This is a genomic window from Flavobacterium galactosi, from assembly GCF_048158585.1.
GTDB classification, from domain to species: Bacteria; Bacteroidota; Bacteroidia; order Flavobacteriales; family Flavobacteriaceae; genus Flavobacterium; species Flavobacterium galactosi.
In genome coordinates this window covers 45,868-66,740 of the sequence record NZ_JBLNKV010000008.1, presented here as the reverse complement: position 1 = coordinate 66,740, position 20,873 = coordinate 45,868, and the positions used below count along the sequence as shown (strand labels likewise).

Annotated in this window: 11 protein-coding genes; all 11 read left to right on the top strand. The window is 39.3% G+C overall.

Annotated elements, in window-relative coordinates:
* Positions 1-54 precede the first annotated feature (54 nt).
* Positions 55-1,623: an MGH1-like glycoside hydrolase domain-containing protein gene (locus ACM55M_RS15935; protein ID WP_416858668.1), complete on the top strand. Its 1,569-nt coding sequence runs from the start codon at positions 55-57 to the stop codon at positions 1,621-1,623.
* Between the two features lie 223 nt (positions 1,624-1,846).
* Positions 1,847-4,603, top strand: coding sequence for a glycoside hydrolase family 78 protein (locus ACM55M_RS15930; RefSeq protein ID WP_416858667.1), 2,757 nt, complete (start codon positions 1,847-1,849; stop codon positions 4,601-4,603).
* A 3-nt stretch (positions 4,604-4,606) separates the two neighbouring features.
* Positions 4,607-5,755, top strand: a complete 1,149-nt coding sequence (locus ACM55M_RS15925) for a sialidase family protein (protein WP_416858666.1) — start codon at positions 4,607-4,609, stop codon at positions 5,753-5,755.
* Positions 5,756-5,888: 133 nt separating this feature from the next.
* Positions 5,889-6,761, top strand: coding sequence for a sugar phosphate isomerase/epimerase family protein (locus tag ACM55M_RS15920; RefSeq protein WP_416858665.1), 873 nt, complete (start codon positions 5,889-5,891; stop codon positions 6,759-6,761).
* A 151-nt stretch (positions 6,762-6,912) separates the two neighbouring features.
* Positions 6,913-9,639, top strand: a complete 2,727-nt coding sequence (locus tag ACM55M_RS15915; RefSeq protein WP_416858664.1) for an alpha-d-galacturonidase — start codon at positions 6,913-6,915, stop codon at positions 9,637-9,639.
* 314 nt (positions 9,640-9,953) lie between these two features.
* The gene (locus ACM55M_RS15910) at positions 9,954-13,442 is read left to right on the top strand and encodes a malectin domain-containing carbohydrate-binding protein (protein ID WP_416858663.1); all 3,489 of its coding nucleotides are present in this window, start codon (positions 9,954-9,956) and stop codon (positions 13,440-13,442) included.
* 115 nt (positions 13,443-13,557) lie between these two features.
* Positions 13,558-15,993 carry a glycoside hydrolase family 2 TIM barrel-domain containing protein gene (locus ACM55M_RS15905; protein WP_416858662.1) on the top strand — a complete coding sequence of 812 codons (2,436 nt, stop codon included), beginning with the start codon at positions 13,558-13,560 and terminating at the stop codon, positions 15,991-15,993.
* Between the two features lie 31 nt (positions 15,994-16,024).
* Entirely contained in the window at positions 16,025-17,266 is a 1,242-nt protein-coding gene (locus ACM55M_RS15900) for a ribulose-bisphosphate carboxylase large subunit family protein (protein ID WP_416858661.1), read from the top strand.
* Complete coding sequence (locus ACM55M_RS15895) at positions 17,266-18,648, top strand: four-carbon acid sugar kinase family protein (RefSeq protein WP_416858660.1); 1,383 nt, start codon at positions 17,266-17,268, stop codon at positions 18,646-18,648. Before ACM55M_RS15900 ends, ACM55M_RS15895 begins: the two co-directional genes overlap by 1 nt.
* Complete coding sequence (locus ACM55M_RS15890; RefSeq protein ID WP_416858659.1) at positions 18,645-19,307, top strand: aspartate/glutamate racemase family protein; 663 nt, start codon at positions 18,645-18,647, stop codon at positions 19,305-19,307. Before ACM55M_RS15895 ends, ACM55M_RS15890 begins: the two co-directional genes overlap by 4 nt.
* Before the next feature lie 189 nt (positions 19,308-19,496).
* On the top strand, positions 19,497-20,792 hold the full coding sequence (locus ACM55M_RS15885) for a bile acid:sodium symporter family protein (RefSeq protein ID WP_416858658.1): 1,296 nt from the start codon (positions 19,497-19,499) through the stop codon (positions 20,790-20,792).
* The last annotated feature ends 81 nt before the right edge of the window (positions 20,793-20,873 follow it).

The following is a 20,873-nucleotide window of genomic DNA, read 5'->3' as shown; positions in this document are numbered from 1 at the left end:
CGACCCGAAGTTTTTCACTAAGGGTCACGCCCAAATAAATAAAATAATTTGAATATGTTACACCATTTTAAATACAGAATAATTGCTTTCGTAATCTTGATGGTTGCCTTGAATAGCGGTTGTAAATCAGGTGCAGGTCATTCCAAAAAGGAAACTGCTGTTGTTTTGAAAGCCGATAATTTTAAGCATTATGTTGATTATTTCAACACGATGGAAGACGAGAATATAAAAGCAGCCATACCAAATGACAGTGCTTGGACTTGGATGGAAAAGAATGTTCCGTTGTTTGAATGTCCACAGCAAAATTTTGAGGAGATTTATTATTATCGCTGGTGGACGGCTCGAAAACACATCAAGAAAACACCGCAAGGATATGCGATTACGGAGTTTTTGGTGGACCGTTCGTATGCCGATAAATACAATATGATTAGTTGTGCTTTGGGGCATCACATCAATGAATTCAGATGGTTGCATAATTCGGAATATATTGAGCAAGACGTTCATTTATGGTTTAGAGGAAATGAAGGCAAGCCGATGAAAAAGTTGAGAACCTTTAGCAGTTGGACTGCCGATGCTTTGTACAACCGCTATTTGGTAAATAAAGATGATAAATTTCTGTTGGATATGTATCCGGATTTAGTGAATGAATACGCTGCTTGGGAAGGAGACAGAAAACGTAAAGACGGATTGTTCTGGCAGTTTGATGTAAAAGACGGAATGGAAGAATCTTTGAGCGGGGCTAGGAAATTCAGAAATGCCCGTCCGACGATTAACAGCTATATGTACGGAAATGCAAAGGCTTTGGCTAAAATTGCCAAGTTGAAAGGCGATGCGAAACAGGAAAGCTATTTCTTGGCAAAAGCCGATACGCTTCAAAAATTAGTGGAAACGAAATTGTGGAATCCGAAAAGTGAGTTCTTTGAAACGTTTACGGAGAAAGATACTTTGGCGCAGGTTCGGGAGGCGATTGGATTTATTCCTTGGTATTTTAATCTGCCACAAAAAGATAAAGGTTTTGAAAAAGCTTGGTTGCAAATCAAAGATGAAAAAGGGTTTTCGGCTCCTTTTGGATTAACAACTGCAGAACGCAGAAGTCCTCGTTTTAGAACACACGGAACTGGAACCTGCGAATGGGACGGAGCGATTTGGCCTTTTGCCAGTTCACAGACTTTGACGGCTTTGGCGAATGTTTTGAATAATTATAATCAGAATTTCGTTACGAAAACCGATTATTTCAAGCAGATGGATTTGTATGTGCAATCGCAATATTACAGAGGGAAACCTTATCTTGGGGAATATTTGGACGAAACGACAGGTTATTGGTTAATGGGCGACAGGGAACGAAGCCGTTATTACAATCATTCAACTTTCAATGATTTAATGATTACCGGAGTAGTGGGATTACGACCTAGAGCAGATGAGAAAATAGAGGTGAATCCATTAATTCCACAAGATAAATGGGATTGGTTTTGTTTGGATAATGTGTTGTACCATGGAAATATCATCACTATTCTTTGGGATAAAACAGGGGAAAGATACCATAAAGGAAAAGGGTTTAAAATTTTCAAAAACGGAAGGGAAATTGCTGTTTCAGAAAAACTAGAGAAATTAGTATCGGAATAAAAAAAATGTACCGATCCTACGGCTCTTTTTTATAGTGTTTAGCATTATAAACTGGACTAAAGTCCAGCCCTACAAAATAATCCGAGCCTACGGCTCTAATACATAATGCGAGAGTTCCTTAGGAACGGGACATATTGTAGCAACGGATTTTAATCCGTGGGAACGAGACATATTGTAGCAACCGATTTTAATCCATTGAGAATTAAATTATAAAATAAAGTTTATGAAAAAAACATTTCTATATACCTTCATCTTAATTGCATCGCTCTGTTTCTCTTTGGCGAAAGCCCAAAACAAAATCAGCGTCACGAATCTGCGATGCGAAATGCTGAACGATCCGGAAGGAATTGATGTGGTGCAACCACGCATGAGTTGGCAATTAAAGTCGGATGTTAATGATCTAAAACAAACAGCCTTTCAAATTATAGTGGCTTCGACTTTAGAAAATCTGAATGCGAATAAAGCCGATTTATGGGATAGTGGTAAAGTCGAAAACAATGAATCTGTCAATATTATTTATAACGGAAAACGATTAGAAAACAGACAAAATGCGTTTTGGAAAGTAACGGTTTGGACGAATAAAGGAGAGATTAAATCGAATGGGAGTGCTCATTTTAGCATTGGAGTTTTGACCTATTCGGATTGGAAATCGACGCGTTGGATAGGATATGATAAAGTATCTCCTTTGGATAGTGTAAGTCAGTTCGCCAGATTGTCGGCTCGTTATTTAAGAAAAGAAATCAATTTAAAAGCGCCAATCAAAAGCGCCAAAATCTATATTATTGGGATGGGTTTGTACGAGTTGTACATTAATGGAAATAAGATTGGCAATCAGGTATTGGCTCCCGTTGCAACAGACTACACCAAAAACGTAAAATACAATGTTTTTGATGTGACTTTCCAATTGAAAGAAGGCAAAAATATGTTGGGAACGATTTTAGGAAACGGACGTTTTTTTGCGATGCGTCAGGATTACAAACCGTATAAAATAAAATCATTCGGTTTCCCGAAAATGGCGTTGCAGTTATTTATTGAATATGCTGATGGAAGCAAAGAAGTAATCAGAACAGACGATACTTGGAAATTAACCACGGACGGACCTATTTTGTCCAACAACGAATATGACGGCGAAGAATACGATGCCCGCAAGGAAATGAAAGGTTGGAACACCACCAATTTTGATGATAAAACTTGGGTTAATGCCAGGTACGTGCAGGAACCGGGGGGGTTTTATGAAGCCCAAATGACGCCGAATATGAAAATAATGGGCGAAGTAAAACCAGTTTCGATAAAAGCTACTCCAAAAGGAACTTATATTTTGGATATGGGCCAAAATATGGTGGGCTGGTTGCAACTGAAAGCAAAAGGAAAAAGTGGCGACCAAATCACGATGAAATTTGCCGAATCTTTGCAGGCTGATGGTTCGCTTTATATTGCCAATTTGCGGGATGCTAAAACAACGGATGTTTATACGTTGAAAGGCGAAGGAGAAGAAATTTGGGAACCTCGTTTTATATTTCACGGTTTCCGATTCGTAGAAATTTCAGGTTATACCACCAAACCACCATTGGATAATTTCATGGGGAAAGTGGTGTATGACGACATCAAAACAACTGGAACTTTTGAATCTTCGGATGCCACGATGAACCAAATTTTTAAAAATGCCTATTGGGGAATCAGGGGAAATTACAAAGGAATGCCGATTGACTGTCCGCAACGAAATGAGCGTCAGCCTTGGTTGGGAGATAGAACGACAGGCGCTTATGGCGAAAGTTTTCTATTTAATAATCAGACTTTGTATGCCAAATGGCTGGATGATATTAAATATTCCCAAACCCAGGATGGAGGATTGCCGGATGTAGCACCTGCATTTTGGCGTTATTATGGTGATAATGTGACCTGGCCAGGAACTTACATTACGGTTGCCGATATGTTGTACCAACAATTTGACGACAAGGAAGTCATTAAAAAACAGTATCCATCAATGAAAAAATGGATGACGTATATGGAGGAAAATTATTTGGTGAACGATTTAATGGACAAGGACAAATATGGTGATTGGTGTGTTCCGCCAGAATCATTAGAATTGATTCGGTCCAAAGATCCTGCACGTTTAACCGATGGGCAATTGTTATCTAGTGCCTTTTATTATCAGCTGTTGAGAATAATGAAAAAATTTGCCAAAATCGCGAATGCCGATGCTGATATTGCACATTATGATGATTTGGCAACAAGAATCAAGAAAGCATTTAACGCCAAATTTTTGAATACTGAAAAAAACTACTACGCCAATAATACGGTAACGGCAAATGTTCTGCCTTTGGCTTTCGGGATGGTTCCTGAAAACCTAAAAGAGAAAGTGTTTCAAAGTATGGTTCACGAAGTTGAGGTTACTAAAAAAGGACATATTAGCACCGGCGTCATTGGAACACAATTTTTGATGCGAACGTTGACGAATTTTGGAAGAGGAGATTTGGCTTATAAATTGGCTTCCAACAAAACCTATCCAAGTTGGGGTTATATGGTCGAAAACGGAGCCACCACTATTTGGGAATTATGGAACGGAAATACTGCAGATCCAACAATGAATTCGCAAAATCACGTGATGCTTTTGGGCGATTTGTTGATTTGGTATTACGAAAATATGGCGGGAATCAAGAGCAATCCTGAAACTCCGGGATTCAAGCAAATCATTATGAAACCTGATTTTGAGGCTGGATTGACGTATGTAAATGCATCTTATGAATCGATACACGGATTGATTAAAAGTGATTGGAAGAAAAATAAAAATACTTTGCAATGGAAAATTACCATTCCAGCCAATTCATCGGCCATGGTGTATTTGCCAACAACGAATGCTTCGGATGTGAAAGTAAATAATGAAAAAGTAGCGAAGTCGTATAAAATCGAAAAAAACAAATTGGTTCTTGAATTACCATCGGGATCTTATCAAATAAATGCAAATAATATAAAACAATAAATAATGAAAACCTTAAAGACAACCCTTCTCCTTTTAACCGTAATCCTTTTAGGAAGCTGTAAATCTGCTTTGGAAAAAAAGACTTGGAAAGAAGGAATTCTAGTTGATGAATTCATATACGATAAAGCACCGTATCCTTCCTGTCACGCCGCTACAATCGTGGAAGTCACCAATGGAGATTTAGTAGCCTCTTGGTTTGGAGGAACCGCTGAAAGAAATCCTGATGTGTGTATTTGGGTAAGCCGAAAAGCGAAAGGCAGCGATAAATGGAGCGAAGCGATAAATGTAGCCAATGGCATTATGAAAGAAGGGCCAAGATTGCCAACGTGGAATCCTGTTTTGTACCAAATTCCGGGTGGTGATTTAATGCTTTTTTATAAAATTGGGCCAAAACCATCGGAATGGTGGGGTGTAATTAGAACTTCTTCAGATGGTGGAAAAAGCTGGTCAGATGCTAAAAATATGCCTAGTAAAGATTTCTTGGGACCAATAAAAAACAAACCGGTTTTGTTAAGTGATGGCACCTTAATGTGTCCTTCGAGCATCGAAGGTGACGGATGGAGACTTCGAATGGAAACCAGTCCAGATTTTGGAAAAACATGGCATATGGGAGACACCTTGTCCAGAGGAAAAAAACAAATAAATGCGATTCAGCCAAGCATACTTTTTCATAAAGATGGAAAAATACAGGCGATTTCCAGAACCAGAAATAGAGCTTTGGCTTCGACTTTTTCAAGCGATAACGGAAAAACATGGACAGATTTAGAGTTGCTGGATTTGCCAAACAATAATTCAGGTACCGATGCCGTAACGCTTAAAAACGGAAAACACATGTTGGTTTACAATCACGTATTGCCTCCTGGGGATTTAGCAAAAGGACCTAGAACGCCATTGAATGTTTCAATTTCAAATGACGGAATTCATTGGAATGCAGCCCTAATTTTAGAAGATTCAAAAATCAGTCAGTATTCGTATCCGTCGATGATTCAAAGTTTAGACGGGATGGTGCATATCGTTTATACTTGGAGAAGAGAAAAAATCAAATATGTAAAAATCGACCCAAGGAAATTAGTGGCTTTAACAATCAAAAACGGAATCTGGCCTGGAGATGAGAAAAAAGTAGTGACCGCCGTAAAAGCTGAGGAAGAATAAAATAAATAAACTACTTGTTTTTCCAGTTTCGGCTCCCTCTGCTTGGAGAGGATTGGGGAGAGGATTTTACAACAGTATTTGTGCTAAAAAAAACAATATGGAGATGAGTAATTTCAGAAGGGGTTTTAAAAAAATGGCGGTGATAGTTATCATGGCTGTTTTTGCCGGAATGTTTAATAGTTGTGTTTCTGCTCAATCATCAACTGCAAAAGAACGTTATAAAATTGCGGTATGTGATTGGATGATATTAAAAAGACAAAAGCTTGGAGCTTTTGCATTAGCAAAAGAAATCAATGCTGATGGTATTGAATTAGACATGGGTGGTTTAGGTGCCAGACCAACATTTGACAGCAAATTAGGAGATCCGGTTGAAAGACAAAAATTTCTGGATAAGTCAAAAGAATTGGGTGTAGGAATTAGCTCTATTGCTATGTCTGGTTTTTATGCGCAGTCTTTTGCCAAAAGGGAAACCGTAACGCTCATGATCGAAGATTGTATCAAGGCTATGAAAAACATGAACGTAAAAGTGGCTTATTTACCGCTTGGTACGCAATGTGATTTAGTGAAAAATCCAGAATTGCGTCCCGAAGTTATAAAACGATTACAATGGGCTGGCAAACAAGTCGGTAAAATAGGCGGTGTCATCGCTATTGAAACATCACTTAGTGCGACCGAAGAGAAAAAGCTCCTTGAAGAAATAGATTCTAAAAACATAAAAAGCTCTTTCAATTTTGCCAATGCGGCAGATAATGGAAGAGACGTATCTAAGGAATTAAAAATACTTGGCAAAAAACATTTGGCACAAATTCATGCTTCCAACACGGATGGTTTTTGGTTGGAAAATGACAAAGCCATCGATATGCCCAAAATTAAAAAAACGCTGGACGATATGAATTGGAAAGGTTGGTTGATTGTAGAGCGCTCCAGAGATGTAACACAGGTACATAACGTAAAGGTCAATTACGGTGCAAACGTGGCCTATCTAAAACGTATTTTTCAGAATTAATATAAAAAATAATCTGCGAAAATCTGTTAAATCTGCGTGCCAATTTTTTACGTAGATATAGCAGATTCGGCAGATTTTTAAAACAGATAAATTTTTTAATCTGTGAAAATCAGTGTAATCTGTGGCAAAAAAAAACAAAATTACAATACAAATGAAATATCTAAGTTTACTTTTTTTAGGATTATATGCAACTATTGCATCAGCGCAAAACATCACCATTGTTCATGATGCGAAAGCGCCTAGAGCTCAGTTTGGTGCCGAAAAACTATCGGAAATAGCAACAACTAAAGGATTCAAAGTAGTTTTTACAGAGAAAGCTCCTAAAAAATCAAAAGACAAGGTAATTGTCATTGGTGAAAAAGGAACTGATTTTTGGAAACAAAATTCAAAAAGCGCTAAAATAGACGATACCAAACTGACCAAAAAGGAAAGTTTTCAAATTCGTACACAGAAAAACATCATTTACATTGAAGGAAAAGATGCCACCGGAGCCTTGTATGGGGCTATGGAATTGGCAGATCGCATAAAAAGTTCAGGGCAAATCCCATCGGAAATTAATATCGAAGACAGTCCGGAAATGGTCTTGAGAGGTTCGTGCATCGGAATGCAAAAAACAGCGTATCTTCCGGGTAGAGACGTTTATGAATATCCATATACACCTGAAACATTTCCTTGGTTTTACGATAAAAAACTATGGACGAAATATCTGGATATGATGGTCGATAACCGACTTAATTCTTTGTATTTATGGAACGGTCATCCTTTTGCTTCGTTGGTAAAACTAAAAGACTATCCGTTTGCGCTTGAAGTGAGCGAGGAAGATTTCAAAAAGAACGAGGAAATTTATAAATACCTTACCGAAGAAGCAAACAAAAGAGGAATCTGGGTCATACAAATGTTTTACAATATCATTGTTTCCAAACCATTTGCGGAGCATTATAATATAAAAACACAAGATCGTTCGCGTCCTATTACACCGGAAATTGCCGATTATACCAGAAAATCAATCGCCGCTTTTATAGAAAAATATCCAAATGTGGGATTGTTGGTGTGTTTGGGCGAAGCCATCAACACGATCGATGATGATGTGGAATGGTTCACAAAAACGATCATTCCAGGTGTTCAGGATGGTATGAAATCCTTGGGAAGAACCGACGAACCGCCAATTATTCTTCGTGCGCACGATACCGATGCACCGCTGGTGATGGAGAAATCACTTCCATTGTATAAAAACTTGTACACGATGCACAAGTACAATGGCGAGTCATTAACGACTTATACGCCTCGTGGACCTTGGGGAGAGATTCACAAAAAGTTAAGTGCATTGAATTCGGTGCATATTTCCAACGTTCATATTTTGGCAAATTTAGAACCTTTCCGTTACGGTTCTCCGGACTTTATACAAAAAACGGTTAAAGCAATGCACAATATTCACGGGGCCAACGCACTTCATTTATATCCACAATCTTCTTATTGGGATTGGCCTTACACGGCGGATAAAACTGATAAACGATTGCTCGAAATGGATCGCGATTGGATTTGGTACAAGGCTTGGTCACGATACGCCTGGGACAGCAAAAGAGACCGTGGTCAGGAAATCCAGTATTGGGACAAGCAATTGGCGGAGAAGTACGGAACAGATACCGAAGCCGGAAACAATATTTTGAAAGCCTATGAAGAAGCCGGAGAAATTGCCCCAAAAACGTTGCGACGTTTCGGAATTACCGAAGGAAATCGTCAAACTTTATTATTAGGAATGTTCGAAAGCCAGTTGGTCAACCCAGCAAAATGGCGCGTTTATCCCGGATTCCACGAATCTTGCGGACCTGTTGGCGAATTGCTTTTGGAGTACGCCAAAAAAGAGTGGAATCACGAGCCGCACATTGGAGAATTGCCAACACAAATCATTGCCGAAATCACGCAACATGGTAAGTTAGCCGTTGAAGCCATCGATAAAGCCGAATCAAAAGTAACCAAAGACAAAGAAGAATTTCTGCGCCTTAAAAATGATATGCATTCTTATAAAGCCTTTGCCGATTTCTTTTCGGAGAAAGTGAAAGCTGCTTTGCTTGTCTTGCGTTACAGCTATTCCAATGACATTTCAGATTTGGATAAAGCGCTTCCGCATTTGGAAAAAAGTATTGAATATTACCAACAATTGGTGAATTTAACCAAAGACCATTATTTGTATGCCAATAGTATGCAAACTGCACAACGCCGAATTCCAATTGGCGGGGACGACGGAAATAACAAAACGTGGGCAGAATTGTTGCCACATTACGAACGGGAGTTAGTAAATTTTCAACGAAATCTTGCTCTTTTAAAATCGTCAAAAGACGGTAAAATAGAAACGGCAGTAAGCAAACCTTGGCAAACCGCCGAAGTCACTTTGTTGAGCGCAAACAAAGCAACATATCCAGTTAAAGACGGAACTAAAGTCTATGGTACTCCTATTTCCGAACTGATAAAAATAGCTCCTGAATTGCAAAATCTAAGAGGAATTACCTTCGATGAAACGGCACAAAATGAGAACGGAACGCACCTGAAATTCAAAAACACCAAAGCCGTAAAATTGGTTGTCGGTTATTTCAACTCGGACCAAAAAAGATTCTTGTTTCCGCCAAGTCTAGAAACTGATGCAGCCGGAAATGCGTACGGTCAAGCCGAAGTAATTTTGGCAAGTGCGATGAATCTGAAAGAATTGCCGCGAGTAAATATCCATACGTATACGTTTCAACCCGGCGAAAATAAATTAGATTTGGGCAAAGGAAAAGTTTTGATTTTAGGTTTTATTGATGCGAATCAAACGATTACAACCCGTGATGTTGGGTTTATAGACGAAGGCGAAAAAGGAGCGGTAGATTGGTTGTTTTATTAGGGTGCATTTTTTAATGTGGGCGTGACCCTTCTTAAAAACTACGGGTCGGGCTGTACGTTCCCGCTTTTTTTTCTATATCAATTGCCACGGGTTTAAACCCGTGGCAATTGATATAGAAAAAAGAGCTCCACTGCCATCCCTCACGCGGAATGTCATTAAAGTTAAGTATATATTCTTACTGTGTCCTTTCGACAAAGTAGAAATCACATAACGAGAGCAAATAAATATGATTTAAAAATTACACTTATCCAGTTTCGGCTCCCTCTCCTTTGGAGAGTCCCGAGGCTTCGGGAGGGGTGAGGATAAATAACAATATGAAGAAATTAATTTACATACTATTTTTTATAACTACTTTTTCTTGGTCGCAAACCCAAGAAAAAGCAATATCCTTTCGCAAAGAAGTTTCGCTGAACTCCTCTTGGGAAACCATTGTTTTGGACCAGCTCCCAAACTCCGAAGAAACCTTTGTACAAAATCCAAAAGTAGATTCGCAATGGCAAAAAGTAAACGTACCCCACAATTGGGACCAGTATTACGGTTTCCGAAGAACCAAACACGGTAATTTACACGGCGCCGCCTGGTATCACAAAACATTACAATTAGACAAAAAAGATAATTCAAAAAGACTTTTTCTTTATTTTGAAGGAGTAAGTTCCTATGCCACAGTTTGGGTAAACGGAAAAAAAGTAGGCGAACACAAAGGCGGAAGAACCACTTTTACAGTCGATATTACCGATGCCGTTTCTCTCGAAAAAGACAATAATATAATCGTCAAAGCCTCGCATCCCTCATTCATTGCCGATTTGCCTTGGGTTTGTGGAGGCTGTTCCGGAGAATGGGGATTCTCCGAAGGCTCACAGCCAATGGGTATTTTCAGACCAGTCACTTTAGTCGTTACCGATGAAGTCCGCATAGAACCATTTGGCGTTCATATTTGGAATGACAAAGCAACTTCCAAAGAAAATGCGATACTTCACACGACAACCGAAATCAAAAACTACGGAAATTCCAACCGAAACGTTACTGTCGAAAACACCCTTTTTGATAAAAACGGAAAGAAAGTGGTTAGCGTAAAAAGTGATGTCAAAAATGCTTCGGGAGAAACAAAAGAAATAACGCAAACACTTCCCGAAATTGCAAATCCAAAACTATGGTCGCCAGCCAATCCGTATTTGTACCAATTGGTCACCACAATTTCTGAAAACGGGAAAAAAATAGACGAACTAAAAACACCATACGGAATCCGTTGGGTAAGTTGGCCAGTGAGTCGTGACGGAAAAGACAACCGTTTTTACATCAACGACGAACCTTTGTTCATTAACGGAACCTGCGAATACGAACATTTAATCGGAAACAGCCATTCGTTTTCAGACGAGCAAATCCATTCGAGAATCGAACAAATTAAAGCAGGAGGGTTCAATGCTTTTCGCGAAGCGCACCAGCCTCATAATTTAAAATATCAGGAAGAATTAGACGAAAACGGCATCCTTTTCTGGAGTCAGTTTTCGGCACACATTTGGTACGACACGCCAGAATTTAAGGAAAATTTTAAAACCTTATTGCGAGAATGGATAAAAGAACGCAGAAACAATGCGTCAGTCGTAATGTGGGGATTGCAAAATGAAAGCACCATCCCAAGAGAATTTGCCGAAGAATGCACCAAAATCATCCGCGAAATGGATCCAATGTCGGCTTCGCAACGCATCGTTACGACCTGCAACGGAGGCGAAGGAACGGATTGGAATGTGGTTCAAAACTGGTCGGGAACCTATGGTGGCGATCCGTTTAATTACGATGTGGAGATCAGCAAGCAATTGTTAAACGGTGAATATGGCGCCTGGCGTTCACACGATCTGCATAACGAAGGCGAATTCAACCAAAAAGGAGTTTTGAGCGAAAACCGTTTTTCACAATTAATGGAAATTAAAGTCCGCGAAGCCGAATCGGTAAAAGATAAAATAGCGGGAGAATTCAACTGGCTTTTTGCCTCTCACGAAAATCCGGGACGCGTGCAAAACGGGGAAGGATTCAGGGATATTGACAAGGTTGGACCAGTCAATTACAAGGGGCTTTTCAGTATTTGGGGAGAACCTTTGGATGCGTATTATATGTATCGTGCCAATTATGTATCGAACAAAACCAACCCGATGGTCTATATTGTTTCGCACACTTGGCCCAATCGTTGGGATGCTCCGGGAATCAAAAACGGAATTGATGTCTATTCGAATTGCGATGCCGTGGAATTATTCAATGATATGAATAAATCGTCACTCGGAAAACTAAAAAATCCGGGATTAGGACAGCATTTTCAATGGAATAATGTCAATATTCAATACAATGTTTTGTATGCCGTAGGTTACGTAAATGGAAAAGCAGTTGCGAAAGATTACATCGTATTGAACACGTTACCAAAAGCGCCTAATTTCAACACATTAGAAACAAAAAAAGAAACACTTTTACAGCCTCAAAAAAACTACAATTACATTTACAGGGTGAATAGTGGCGGTAGCGAAATAACGGATTCTCTCGGGAATACTTGGCAGGCAGACGTTCATAAAAGCGGAGAAAACACTTGGGGATCATTATCGTGGACAGATAATTTCAAGCAATTGCCTGATTTTTATGCCAGTCAAAGAAGTACTTTCGACCCAATTTCAGGAACAAAAGACTGGAAATTATTCCAAAGTTTCAGATACGGAATCGATAAATTGCGTTACGAATTCCCAGCTCCCGACGGAGAATATCTGGTGGAATTGTATTTCACTGAACCCTGGTACGGAACCGGTGGCGGATTGGATTGCAAAGGCTGGCGCTTGTTTGATGTAGCCATCAATGACAATGTGGTGCTAAAGAATTTTGATATTTGGAGTGAAGTCGGGCACGATACAGCTCGAAAGAAAACGTTTGTCGTAAAAAGCAAAAACGGAAAAATCACTATTTCATTCCCGAATGTAAAGGCAGGTCAGGCGATAATTTCGGCAATTGCCATAGCCACCAAAGATAAAACGGCAAAAGGAGCTTCGGCTTCGCCACGAAATATTCAGAGTGTTGCGGGTAATCCAGGAACTAAAATCGGTTCGTGGCTGGATATCAATTCCAAACAATATTCAGATTCGGAAGTTGTTTTTACGCAATTGCCTGCCGAAGTTTTTGGTGCGGATTATTTGCAATTTTCAGCAAATTCCAAAGCTTTTGGTTCATTTATAACCAAAGAAGATTCTGAAGTATATCTATTTAGTAAATCAAAGGATTCTATTTCCGGTTACAAAAAAATGACAGAAATGGCTAAAAATTCAAATAGGGTAGAATTTTCAGTTTTCCATAAAAAAGTCAAAAAAGGAGAAAAAGTACTTTTTGAAAACAACTCAATCGCTGTCGTACCAACCTATGATATGGGCGAAAAAGATGATTCAAGACCTGTCGTACTTTTAGAAGCAGAAACTTCCAAAACCACTGGTGGCGGAATCGAAAAAGGAAACTTCAAAAAGAGCGACTACATTGAGTTTACACAAAAAACAAAAAACAGTGTTCAGTTTGAAGTAAAACCCGGAGTCGCGGGAATATACCTGATGCGTTTCCGTTTTATGAACAGAAATGAAACGCCGTTGAAAGTCAAATTCAAAATGGAAGATGCTTACGGAATCCTGATGCGAAATGACACGATTGAGTTTCCTTCTTCGACTGAAAAATGGAAGATTTTAAATACCACTTCCGGTGGTTATATCAATGCAGGAACCTATAAAATCACGATAGAATCAGAAGATATGAAAGGCTTGCTTTTGGATTCTTTTGAGTTTCAATAATACGTCATTGCGAGGAACGAAGCAATCCCATAATGAGAGCAATAAATGTGATTTCTCCTTCGTCGAAATGACAACAGTAGTCGGCAAAATTAGAGTAGTATAAAATAATAAGTTTATGAATAAACATAAAGACGTTTTAAAAAAAGTCGGAACAGCAATAGTATTTTTGCTTCTTGTCGCTTGTGCACCAACTAAAAAGCAAGTCCGAATCGTTGAAGATTTTAATAAAAATTGGAACTTCAAATTAGGAGATTATCCAACAGCAATACAATCTAATTTCAATACTGCCGATTGGAGAACGCTGCAATTGCCACACGATTGGAGTATCGAAGGTGCATTTAATAAAGACAATCCAACCAAACAGGCACAGGCATTTTTGCCTGCTGGAAAAGGCTGGTACCGCAAAACATTTACACTTCCCGAAGATTGGAAGAACAAAAACATTTCAATAGAATTTGATGGCGTTTTCAAAAACAGTGAAGTCTGGATTAACGGATATTCATTAGGAATGCGACCTAACGGATACATTTCATTTACCTACGAATTGTCCCAATATCTGAACTTCGGAACACAAGAAAACATCATTGCCGTAAAAGTCGATAATGATGCGCAACCCAATTCCAGGTGGTACACGGGTTCGGGAATTTATAGAAATGTAAGATTGGTTGCCAGCGAAAAATTGCACGTCGCAAAATGGGGAACTTATGTTACAACGCCGGAAGTTTCGACAGAAAAAGCCTCGGTACATTTGGAGGTAACGATCGAAAATAAAACCGATGCTGAAAAAGGATTCCAATTGGTGACTTCTATTCTGGATGCGAATAATAAAGAAGTAGCCAATGCAACTACAACTGAAAAAATAGCTGCCCATACCACTTCAAAAAAAGTACATAATCTAAGCGTGAATCAGCCAAAATTATGGGATACAAAAAATCCGAATATGCACAAAATTCTCACTACAATTTATGAGAATTCAATAGTAGTCGATAATTACGAAACGCCTTTAGGATTCCGATTCTTCAATTTCGATGCCGAAAAAGGCTTTTCGCTGAATGGTGTTCCGACGAAAATATTAGGCGTTTGCCTGCATCACGACAACGGAGCTTTGGGAGCTGTAGAAAACATTCACGCCGTCAAAAGAAAATTGAAAATCCTGAAAGAAATGGGAACCAATGCCATCCGAATGTCGCACAATCCGCATTCGTTGGAGATGATGCAATTGTGCGATGAGATGGGATTTATTGTTCAGGCTGAGTTTACCGATGTTTGGAAAAAGAAAAAAGTGACCAACGATTACCATAAAGATTGGGATGCGTGGCACAAACAGGATTTGGAAGATTTCATTAGGAGAGACCGCAACCATCCGTCGGTGATCATGTGGAGTATTGGAAACGAAATCAGGGAACAATTTGACAGCACTGGAATTGCCATTGCCAGAGAATTGGCTCAAATCGTAAAATCGCTTGATACCACTCGTCCCGTTACGAGCGCTTTGACAGAGAATGTTATCGAGAAAAATTTCATTTATCAATCAGGAGCTTTGGATTTGTTGGGATTCAATTACAAACACGAGGATTACAAAGACTTCCCTGTTCGTTTCAAAGGACAAAAAATATTGGCTTCCGAAAGTGTTTCGGCTCTGGAAACCCGTGGGCATTACGATTTTCCTTCGGATGGGATTAAGGCTTGGCCTCCGAAACACGGTGCGCCTTTTGACGGAAATGCAGACTGGACTGTTACGGCTTACGATCAGGTACAATCCTATTGGGGAACAACGCACGAAGCCAATTGGAAAACCATTAAAAAACAGGATTTTATGGCGGGAACTTTCATCTGGACAGGTTTCGATTATCTGGGCGAACCCGACCCGTATCCATATCCGGCAAGAAGTTCTTATTTCGGAATCGTAGATTTGGCGGGCTTTCCCAAGGATGTCTATTATATGTACCAAAGCGAATGGACAACCAAACCTGTTTTGCATCTTTTTCCGCATTGGAACTGGACAGCAGGACAGGAAGTAGACGTTTGGGCGTATTACAACAATGCCGATGAAGTAGAATTGTTTCTCAACGGAAAATCATTGGCAACTAAATCCAAACAAAATGATGATTTGCACGTTTCGTGGCGCGTAAAATTCGAACCCGGAACGATAAAAGCCATTTCCAGAAAGAATGGGAAAGTAGTCTTGGAAAAGGAAATTCATACTGCCGGAATAGCTTCTAAAATAGCTTTAGTAGTGGATAAACAAACCCTAAAAAACGACAGTTACGATTTGGTTTACGTAACCGTTTCCATCACCGATGCCAATGGAAATTTAGCACCAAACGCCAATGATTTAATTAATTTTGAAGTTAGCGGTGGAGGAAAATTGGTTGGAGTTGACAATGGCTATCAGGCAGGTTTAGATTCGTTCAAAGCCAATTCCTGCAAAGTCTATAATGGCAAATGTATTGCCATCATTCAATCGAATGGTCAGCAGGAAAATATTCAGTTGAAAGCTTCAACGGGGAATGGGATTTCGCAGGCAACGATTGACATAAAAGTAGAATAAGAGCAGATAAATAATATTTTAAAATAGAAAAATGGAAAGAGTTTTTGCAGAATATCTTATTGAAACCCCTTATAATGTAGAACAAGCAGCGGCAGTTTTGGCTGGTGAACAATCATCGGGAACTTTTGTATCCGTTCCGGGTGAAACCGAAGAATTGAAAAAACGGTTTGCAGCCCGAGTGGAAGATATTCAATTATTGGATTTGTCAGATATGCCTTCTATTCCAGGAGGAAGTATTCCCGGTAAAAAATACCAAAAGGCGAGGGTTAAAGTAAGTTGGTCGATTGAAAATTTTGGCTATAATTTGCCTGTTTTAATCAGTACTTTGCAGGGAAATTTATACGAGATAACTCAATTTACGGGTTTAAAATTAATGGATTTTGAACTTCCCGATTCTTTCAAAAATCATTTTAAAGGGCCAAAATTTGGGATTCAGGGTTCTAAATTATCCTGTGGTGTTACCGACAGACCGATGATTGGAACCATTATAAAACCAAGTATCGGGATGAGTATTGATGAAACGGCCACTCTGGTAAAATCATTGATTGATGCCGGAATTGATTTTATCAAAGATGATGAACTGATGGGATCTGCTGCCAATTCTCCTTTTGATGACAGGGTTAAAGCGATTATGAAAGTCATCCGTGACAACGAACAAAAAACAGGAAAAAAAGTGATGTATGCCTTCAATATCAGTGATGAAATTGATGAGATGCAACGAAAATACGACTTGATTAAAAAGGAAGAAGGAAGCTGTGCGATGATTAGTGTCAACAGTGTGGGACTGGCTGGCACAAAGAAAATTTGTGATCAGGGAGAACTCATAATTCACGGTCATAGAAACGGCTGGGGAATGCTGAACAGACATCCTTTGTTGGGGATTGAATTTCCGGCGTATCAAAAAATCCAACGGTTGGCAGGAGTAGATCAATTGCACGTAAATGGAATCCAGAATAAATTTTGGGAATCGGATGATTCTGTGGTTACTTCCATAAAATCCTGTTTGAAACCATTTTTGGGCGGATATGAAGTATTGCCCGTAGTGTCTTCCGGACAATGGGGAGGACAGGCGGTAGAAACCTATAGAAGAACACAAACCACCGATTTATTGTATATGGCTGGAGGCGGAATTTTGGCGCATCCAATGGGACCAAAAGCAGGAGTAAATGCCCTTCAACAAGCCTGGACTGGAGCCGTTGACGGTTTGTCTGTTGAAGAAATCGCACAACAATATCCCGAATTTGCAGCATCGGTTAAGAAATTTTCTAAATAATGAACCAGAAAGATAAATTGCTATTGGCCTATTATGGCGATGATTTCACGGGTTCTACGGATGCCCTTGAATTCCTGACATTGGCTGGAGTGAAAACGGTTCTTTTTCTTCGAAAACCAGAACAAAAAGACTTAGACCGTTTTCCAGGGATTCAGGCTATCGGCTTGGCCGGAAAAAGCAGATCAATGTCGCCTTCAGAAATGGAAACGGAACTTTTCCCCGCTTTCGAAAATTTGAAAAGTTTTGAACCAGCACATTTTCATTATAAAGTCTGTTCCACTTTCGATTCGGCACCACACGTGGGAAACATTGGTAAAGCGATTGAAATTGGAAGTGAAGTCTTTGATCAAAAAACGGTGTTGGTTTCGCCATCAGCGCCACATTTGGGACGATTTTGTGTATTTGGAAATCTATTTGCCCGAATGGGAACTATAGGAGATGGGGAAATTTACCGCATTGACCGACATCCATCGATGAGCAAACATCCCGTTACGCCAGCTTTGGAAGGAGATTTGACGATACATTTGGCAAAACAAACAGAGAAATCCATAAGTCTGGTCAATCTAACAACAATTGAAAAAGGGGCAAAAGATGTTCTTGAAATTGTGGCCAATAACAACGCAGAAATTCTGTTTTTTGATGGGTTTAATTTGGAACATTTGAAAACTATTGGAAGTGTTTTTAACAAATTGGTAACAGAAAAAACATTGTTCTCTGTAGGTTCATCCGGAATAGAAATGGCATTGGGATTAGCTTGGAAGGAAGAGAAAATCATAGGAAATGAAATAGAATTTGAACCACGGGGAGAAGTTTCGCCTTTACTCGTTTTGTCGGGAAGTTGTTCTCCGGTGACATCAAACCAAATTGAATACGCTCTCGAAAATGGATTTTTGGAAATAGCATTAGAAAGCAACGCTGTCGATATTCAAAATCAGGAAGCAATTATTAAAAGCACCGTTGCTCAAATTGTTGCCAATTTCAATAATGGAAAAAGTACCATTCTGCATACGAGTACTGGGCCAAACGACCCGCGTATTGCCGAAACTGAATCGTATTTTATAGCAAAAGGAGTGTCTGCAAATGAGATTCAAAAACAATGCAGTACCCTTTACGGAAGTGTTCTTGGGCAAATAACCAAAGAAGTGCTGAAGACCGTCAAAATAAAAAGAATCCTTTTTGCCGGTGGCGACACTTCCAGTTATGCCGCATCCGAACTGGATATTCTGGCATTAGAAATGATTGCGCCATTGGCTCCGGGAGCTCCGCTTTGCAAGGCTGTTTCGGACAATGATTGGGTAAATGGAATAGAAATGAATTTTAAAGGCGGGCAGGTTGGTACCGCCGATTATTTTATAAAAGTTTTAAAAGGAGAAAAATTATGAAGACAAAAACATTAGGTTTTGTACATACATCGGCAACATTGGTTCCTTTGTTCCAACAATTAAGCAACGAGTTTTTAAAAGGTGTAGAAACTTTTAATATAGTCGATGACAGCTTGATTAAAGACGTTATCAAAAAAGGAAAATTAATGCCGAATACTGCCGCCAGAGTAGTCAGTCACGTTCAGGCTGCGGAAGCCGCGGGTGCCGATGTGATATTGGTAACCTGTTCTTCTATTGGCGTTGCCATTGAAACAGCAGCTACATTAAGTGGTGTTCCTGTAATTCGAGTAGATCAGGCTATGGCTGATGAAGCCGTGCAAATCAGCAATAAAATTGGGGTAATAGCCACTTTGCCTACAACATTGGAACCAACCAGTGATTTGGTGAAAAGAAGAGCAGAATTAGCCGGTAAAAATGTAACAATCTCTTCAAAATTATGCGAAGGAGCTTTTGAAGCTTTAATGAGCGGGGATACAGCAAAGCACGATGAAATGGTAGCCGAGGCTTTGAAAGAATTAATGAAAGAAGTGGATGTAATTGTTTTAGCTCAAGCCTCAATGGCTCGCGTTGTAGATAGTCTAAGTGCGGAAGAAAAATTAGTGCCGATTTTGGCAAGTCCCGCTATTGCAATGAAAAAACTGGCGGAACTTTATTTTTAAAATGAAGTTAAATTGATGATTTTCGAGCAGAAAGATTTGGCCTTTTTGCCAATATCGTCCCGTTTTGCGTTACAATCTTTTGTGCCGAACACCGGCACAAAAGGATTTTCACTTCAACCGGGGCTAGGAGTTAGGATTCGGTTTTTTTGCCATCTTCTAAAAAATAAATAACAGATTAAAACAAACTATATGCGTAAATATTTTCTTTGGGCTGCCCCAATACTTTTCATTGTTGCCGGTTTGGGTTGGTTGCAACAAATCGACATTATTTGGAAAATGGGATTGATTTTGGGTTTTTCAAGTATTGCCATTGGGGTAGGACATCTAAAAGTATTAAGCGGATATCAATACACTTTTTGGATTATTACCGCAGTTTGCGCAGGATTAATTTTTCCTGACTTTTTTCTGCACGTTGGTGGCTTTGATATGCGCAACAAATGGCTCATCCAGATTATTATTCAAATGGTGATGTTTGGAATGGGAACTCAAATGAGCATCAAGGATTTTACTGGAATCCGAAAATCTGGAAAAGGAGTTCTTATTGGTTTGCTGGGACATTTTACCATTATGCCTATTATGGGATTTATCATTGCCAAAACTTTTGGTTTTGAACCCGAAATCGCCGCAGGAATTATCCTGATTGGCTCTTGTAGCAGCGGATTGGCTTCAAATGTAATGACCTATATTGCCAAAGGAAATTTGGTTTTATCTGTTACCGTAACGGCAATGTCCACTTTGGCTGCACCTATAATGACACCATTTTTAATGAAAATATTTGCAGGAACTTTGGTAGAAGTTCATTTCTTCAACATGATGATGGAAATAATCAAAATTGTCCTTGTGCCATTGGCAGCAGCTATGGTTCACGATATTCTAAAAACTTACGGAAGTGTAGCAAAAAGAAGAATATATGTTTTGACGTTCTTGTCATCACTTTGGTTGGGGATTGTTTTTCTCTTTGGAAATTCTTTCCAACTTGCCGAAGACAGTACGGCTGTGCATATATTGGAAATCGTGAACTTCTTGTGTGGTGCTTTTATTGTAGGTTCGTTGTACCATTTGCTGTATAAAGCGTACCCTAAAATAGATGCGATTATGCCTTATTTTTCGATGTTTGGAATTATCTATTTTACATTGGTAACCACTGCTGCCGGAAGAGATAATTTAATCCAAATTGGATTTTTGCTTTTCTTGGCTTCCGTATTACACAATGGAGCGGGTTACTTTTTTGGCTATTGGTTGAGTAGAGCCAGCGGCTTGGACAAGAAAAGCTGTCAAACGATTGCTTTTGAAGTAGGCTTACAAAACGGAGGAATGGCGTCGGGACTGGCGGGTTCCATGGGAAAATTGGCTACGCTAGGATTGGCTTCTGCTGTATTTAGCCCTTGGATGAATGTTTCAGGGTCTTTATTGGCAAATTATTGGCGAAAAAAAGGGGATAAGGAGGAAACTGTTGCTGTGGAATTCAGTGCTGAAGCAAATTAGAAATCAGATTCCTTTCATTCGTCACAACGTTTGAAATAAAATAAAAAACTTTAGAAAGTTAAAGCAAATTAAAAAATAGTT

What these genes read in the sequence shown, in the direction of transcription:
- ACM55M_RS15920 (WP_416858665.1), top strand. Translation starts at nt 5,889, where the DNA reads ATGGCGGTGATAGTTATCATGGCTGTTTTTGCCGGAATGTTTAATAGT.
- ACM55M_RS15900 (WP_416858661.1), top strand. Translation starts at nt 16,025, where the DNA reads ATGGAAAGAGTTTTTGCAGAATATCTTATTGAAACCCCTTATAATGTA.
- ACM55M_RS15925 (WP_416858666.1), top strand. Translation starts at nt 4,607, where the DNA reads ATGAAAACCTTAAAGACAACCCTTCTCCTTTTAACCGTAATCCTTTTA.
- ACM55M_RS15895 (WP_416858660.1), top strand. Translation starts at nt 17,266, where the DNA reads ATGAACCAGAAAGATAAATTGCTATTGGCCTATTATGGCGATGATTTC.
- ACM55M_RS15910 (WP_416858663.1), top strand. Translation starts at nt 9,954, where the DNA reads ATGAAGAAATTAATTTACATACTATTTTTTATAACTACTTTTTCTTGG.
- ACM55M_RS15905 (WP_416858662.1), top strand. Translation starts at nt 13,558, where the DNA reads ATGAATAAACATAAAGACGTTTTAAAAAAAGTCGGAACAGCAATAGTA.
- ACM55M_RS15915 (WP_416858664.1), top strand. Translation starts at nt 6,913, where the DNA reads ATGAAATATCTAAGTTTACTTTTTTTAGGATTATATGCAACTATTGCA.
- ACM55M_RS15890 (WP_416858659.1), top strand. Translation starts at nt 18,645, where the DNA reads ATGAAGACAAAAACATTAGGTTTTGTACATACATCGGCAACATTGGTT.
- ACM55M_RS15885 (WP_416858658.1), top strand. Translation starts at nt 19,497, where the DNA reads ATGCGTAAATATTTTCTTTGGGCTGCCCCAATACTTTTCATTGTTGCC.
- ACM55M_RS15935 (WP_416858668.1), top strand. Translation starts at nt 55, where the DNA reads ATGTTACACCATTTTAAATACAGAATAATTGCTTTCGTAATCTTGATG.
- ACM55M_RS15930 (WP_416858667.1), top strand. Translation starts at nt 1,847, where the DNA reads ATGAAAAAAACATTTCTATATACCTTCATCTTAATTGCATCGCTCTGT.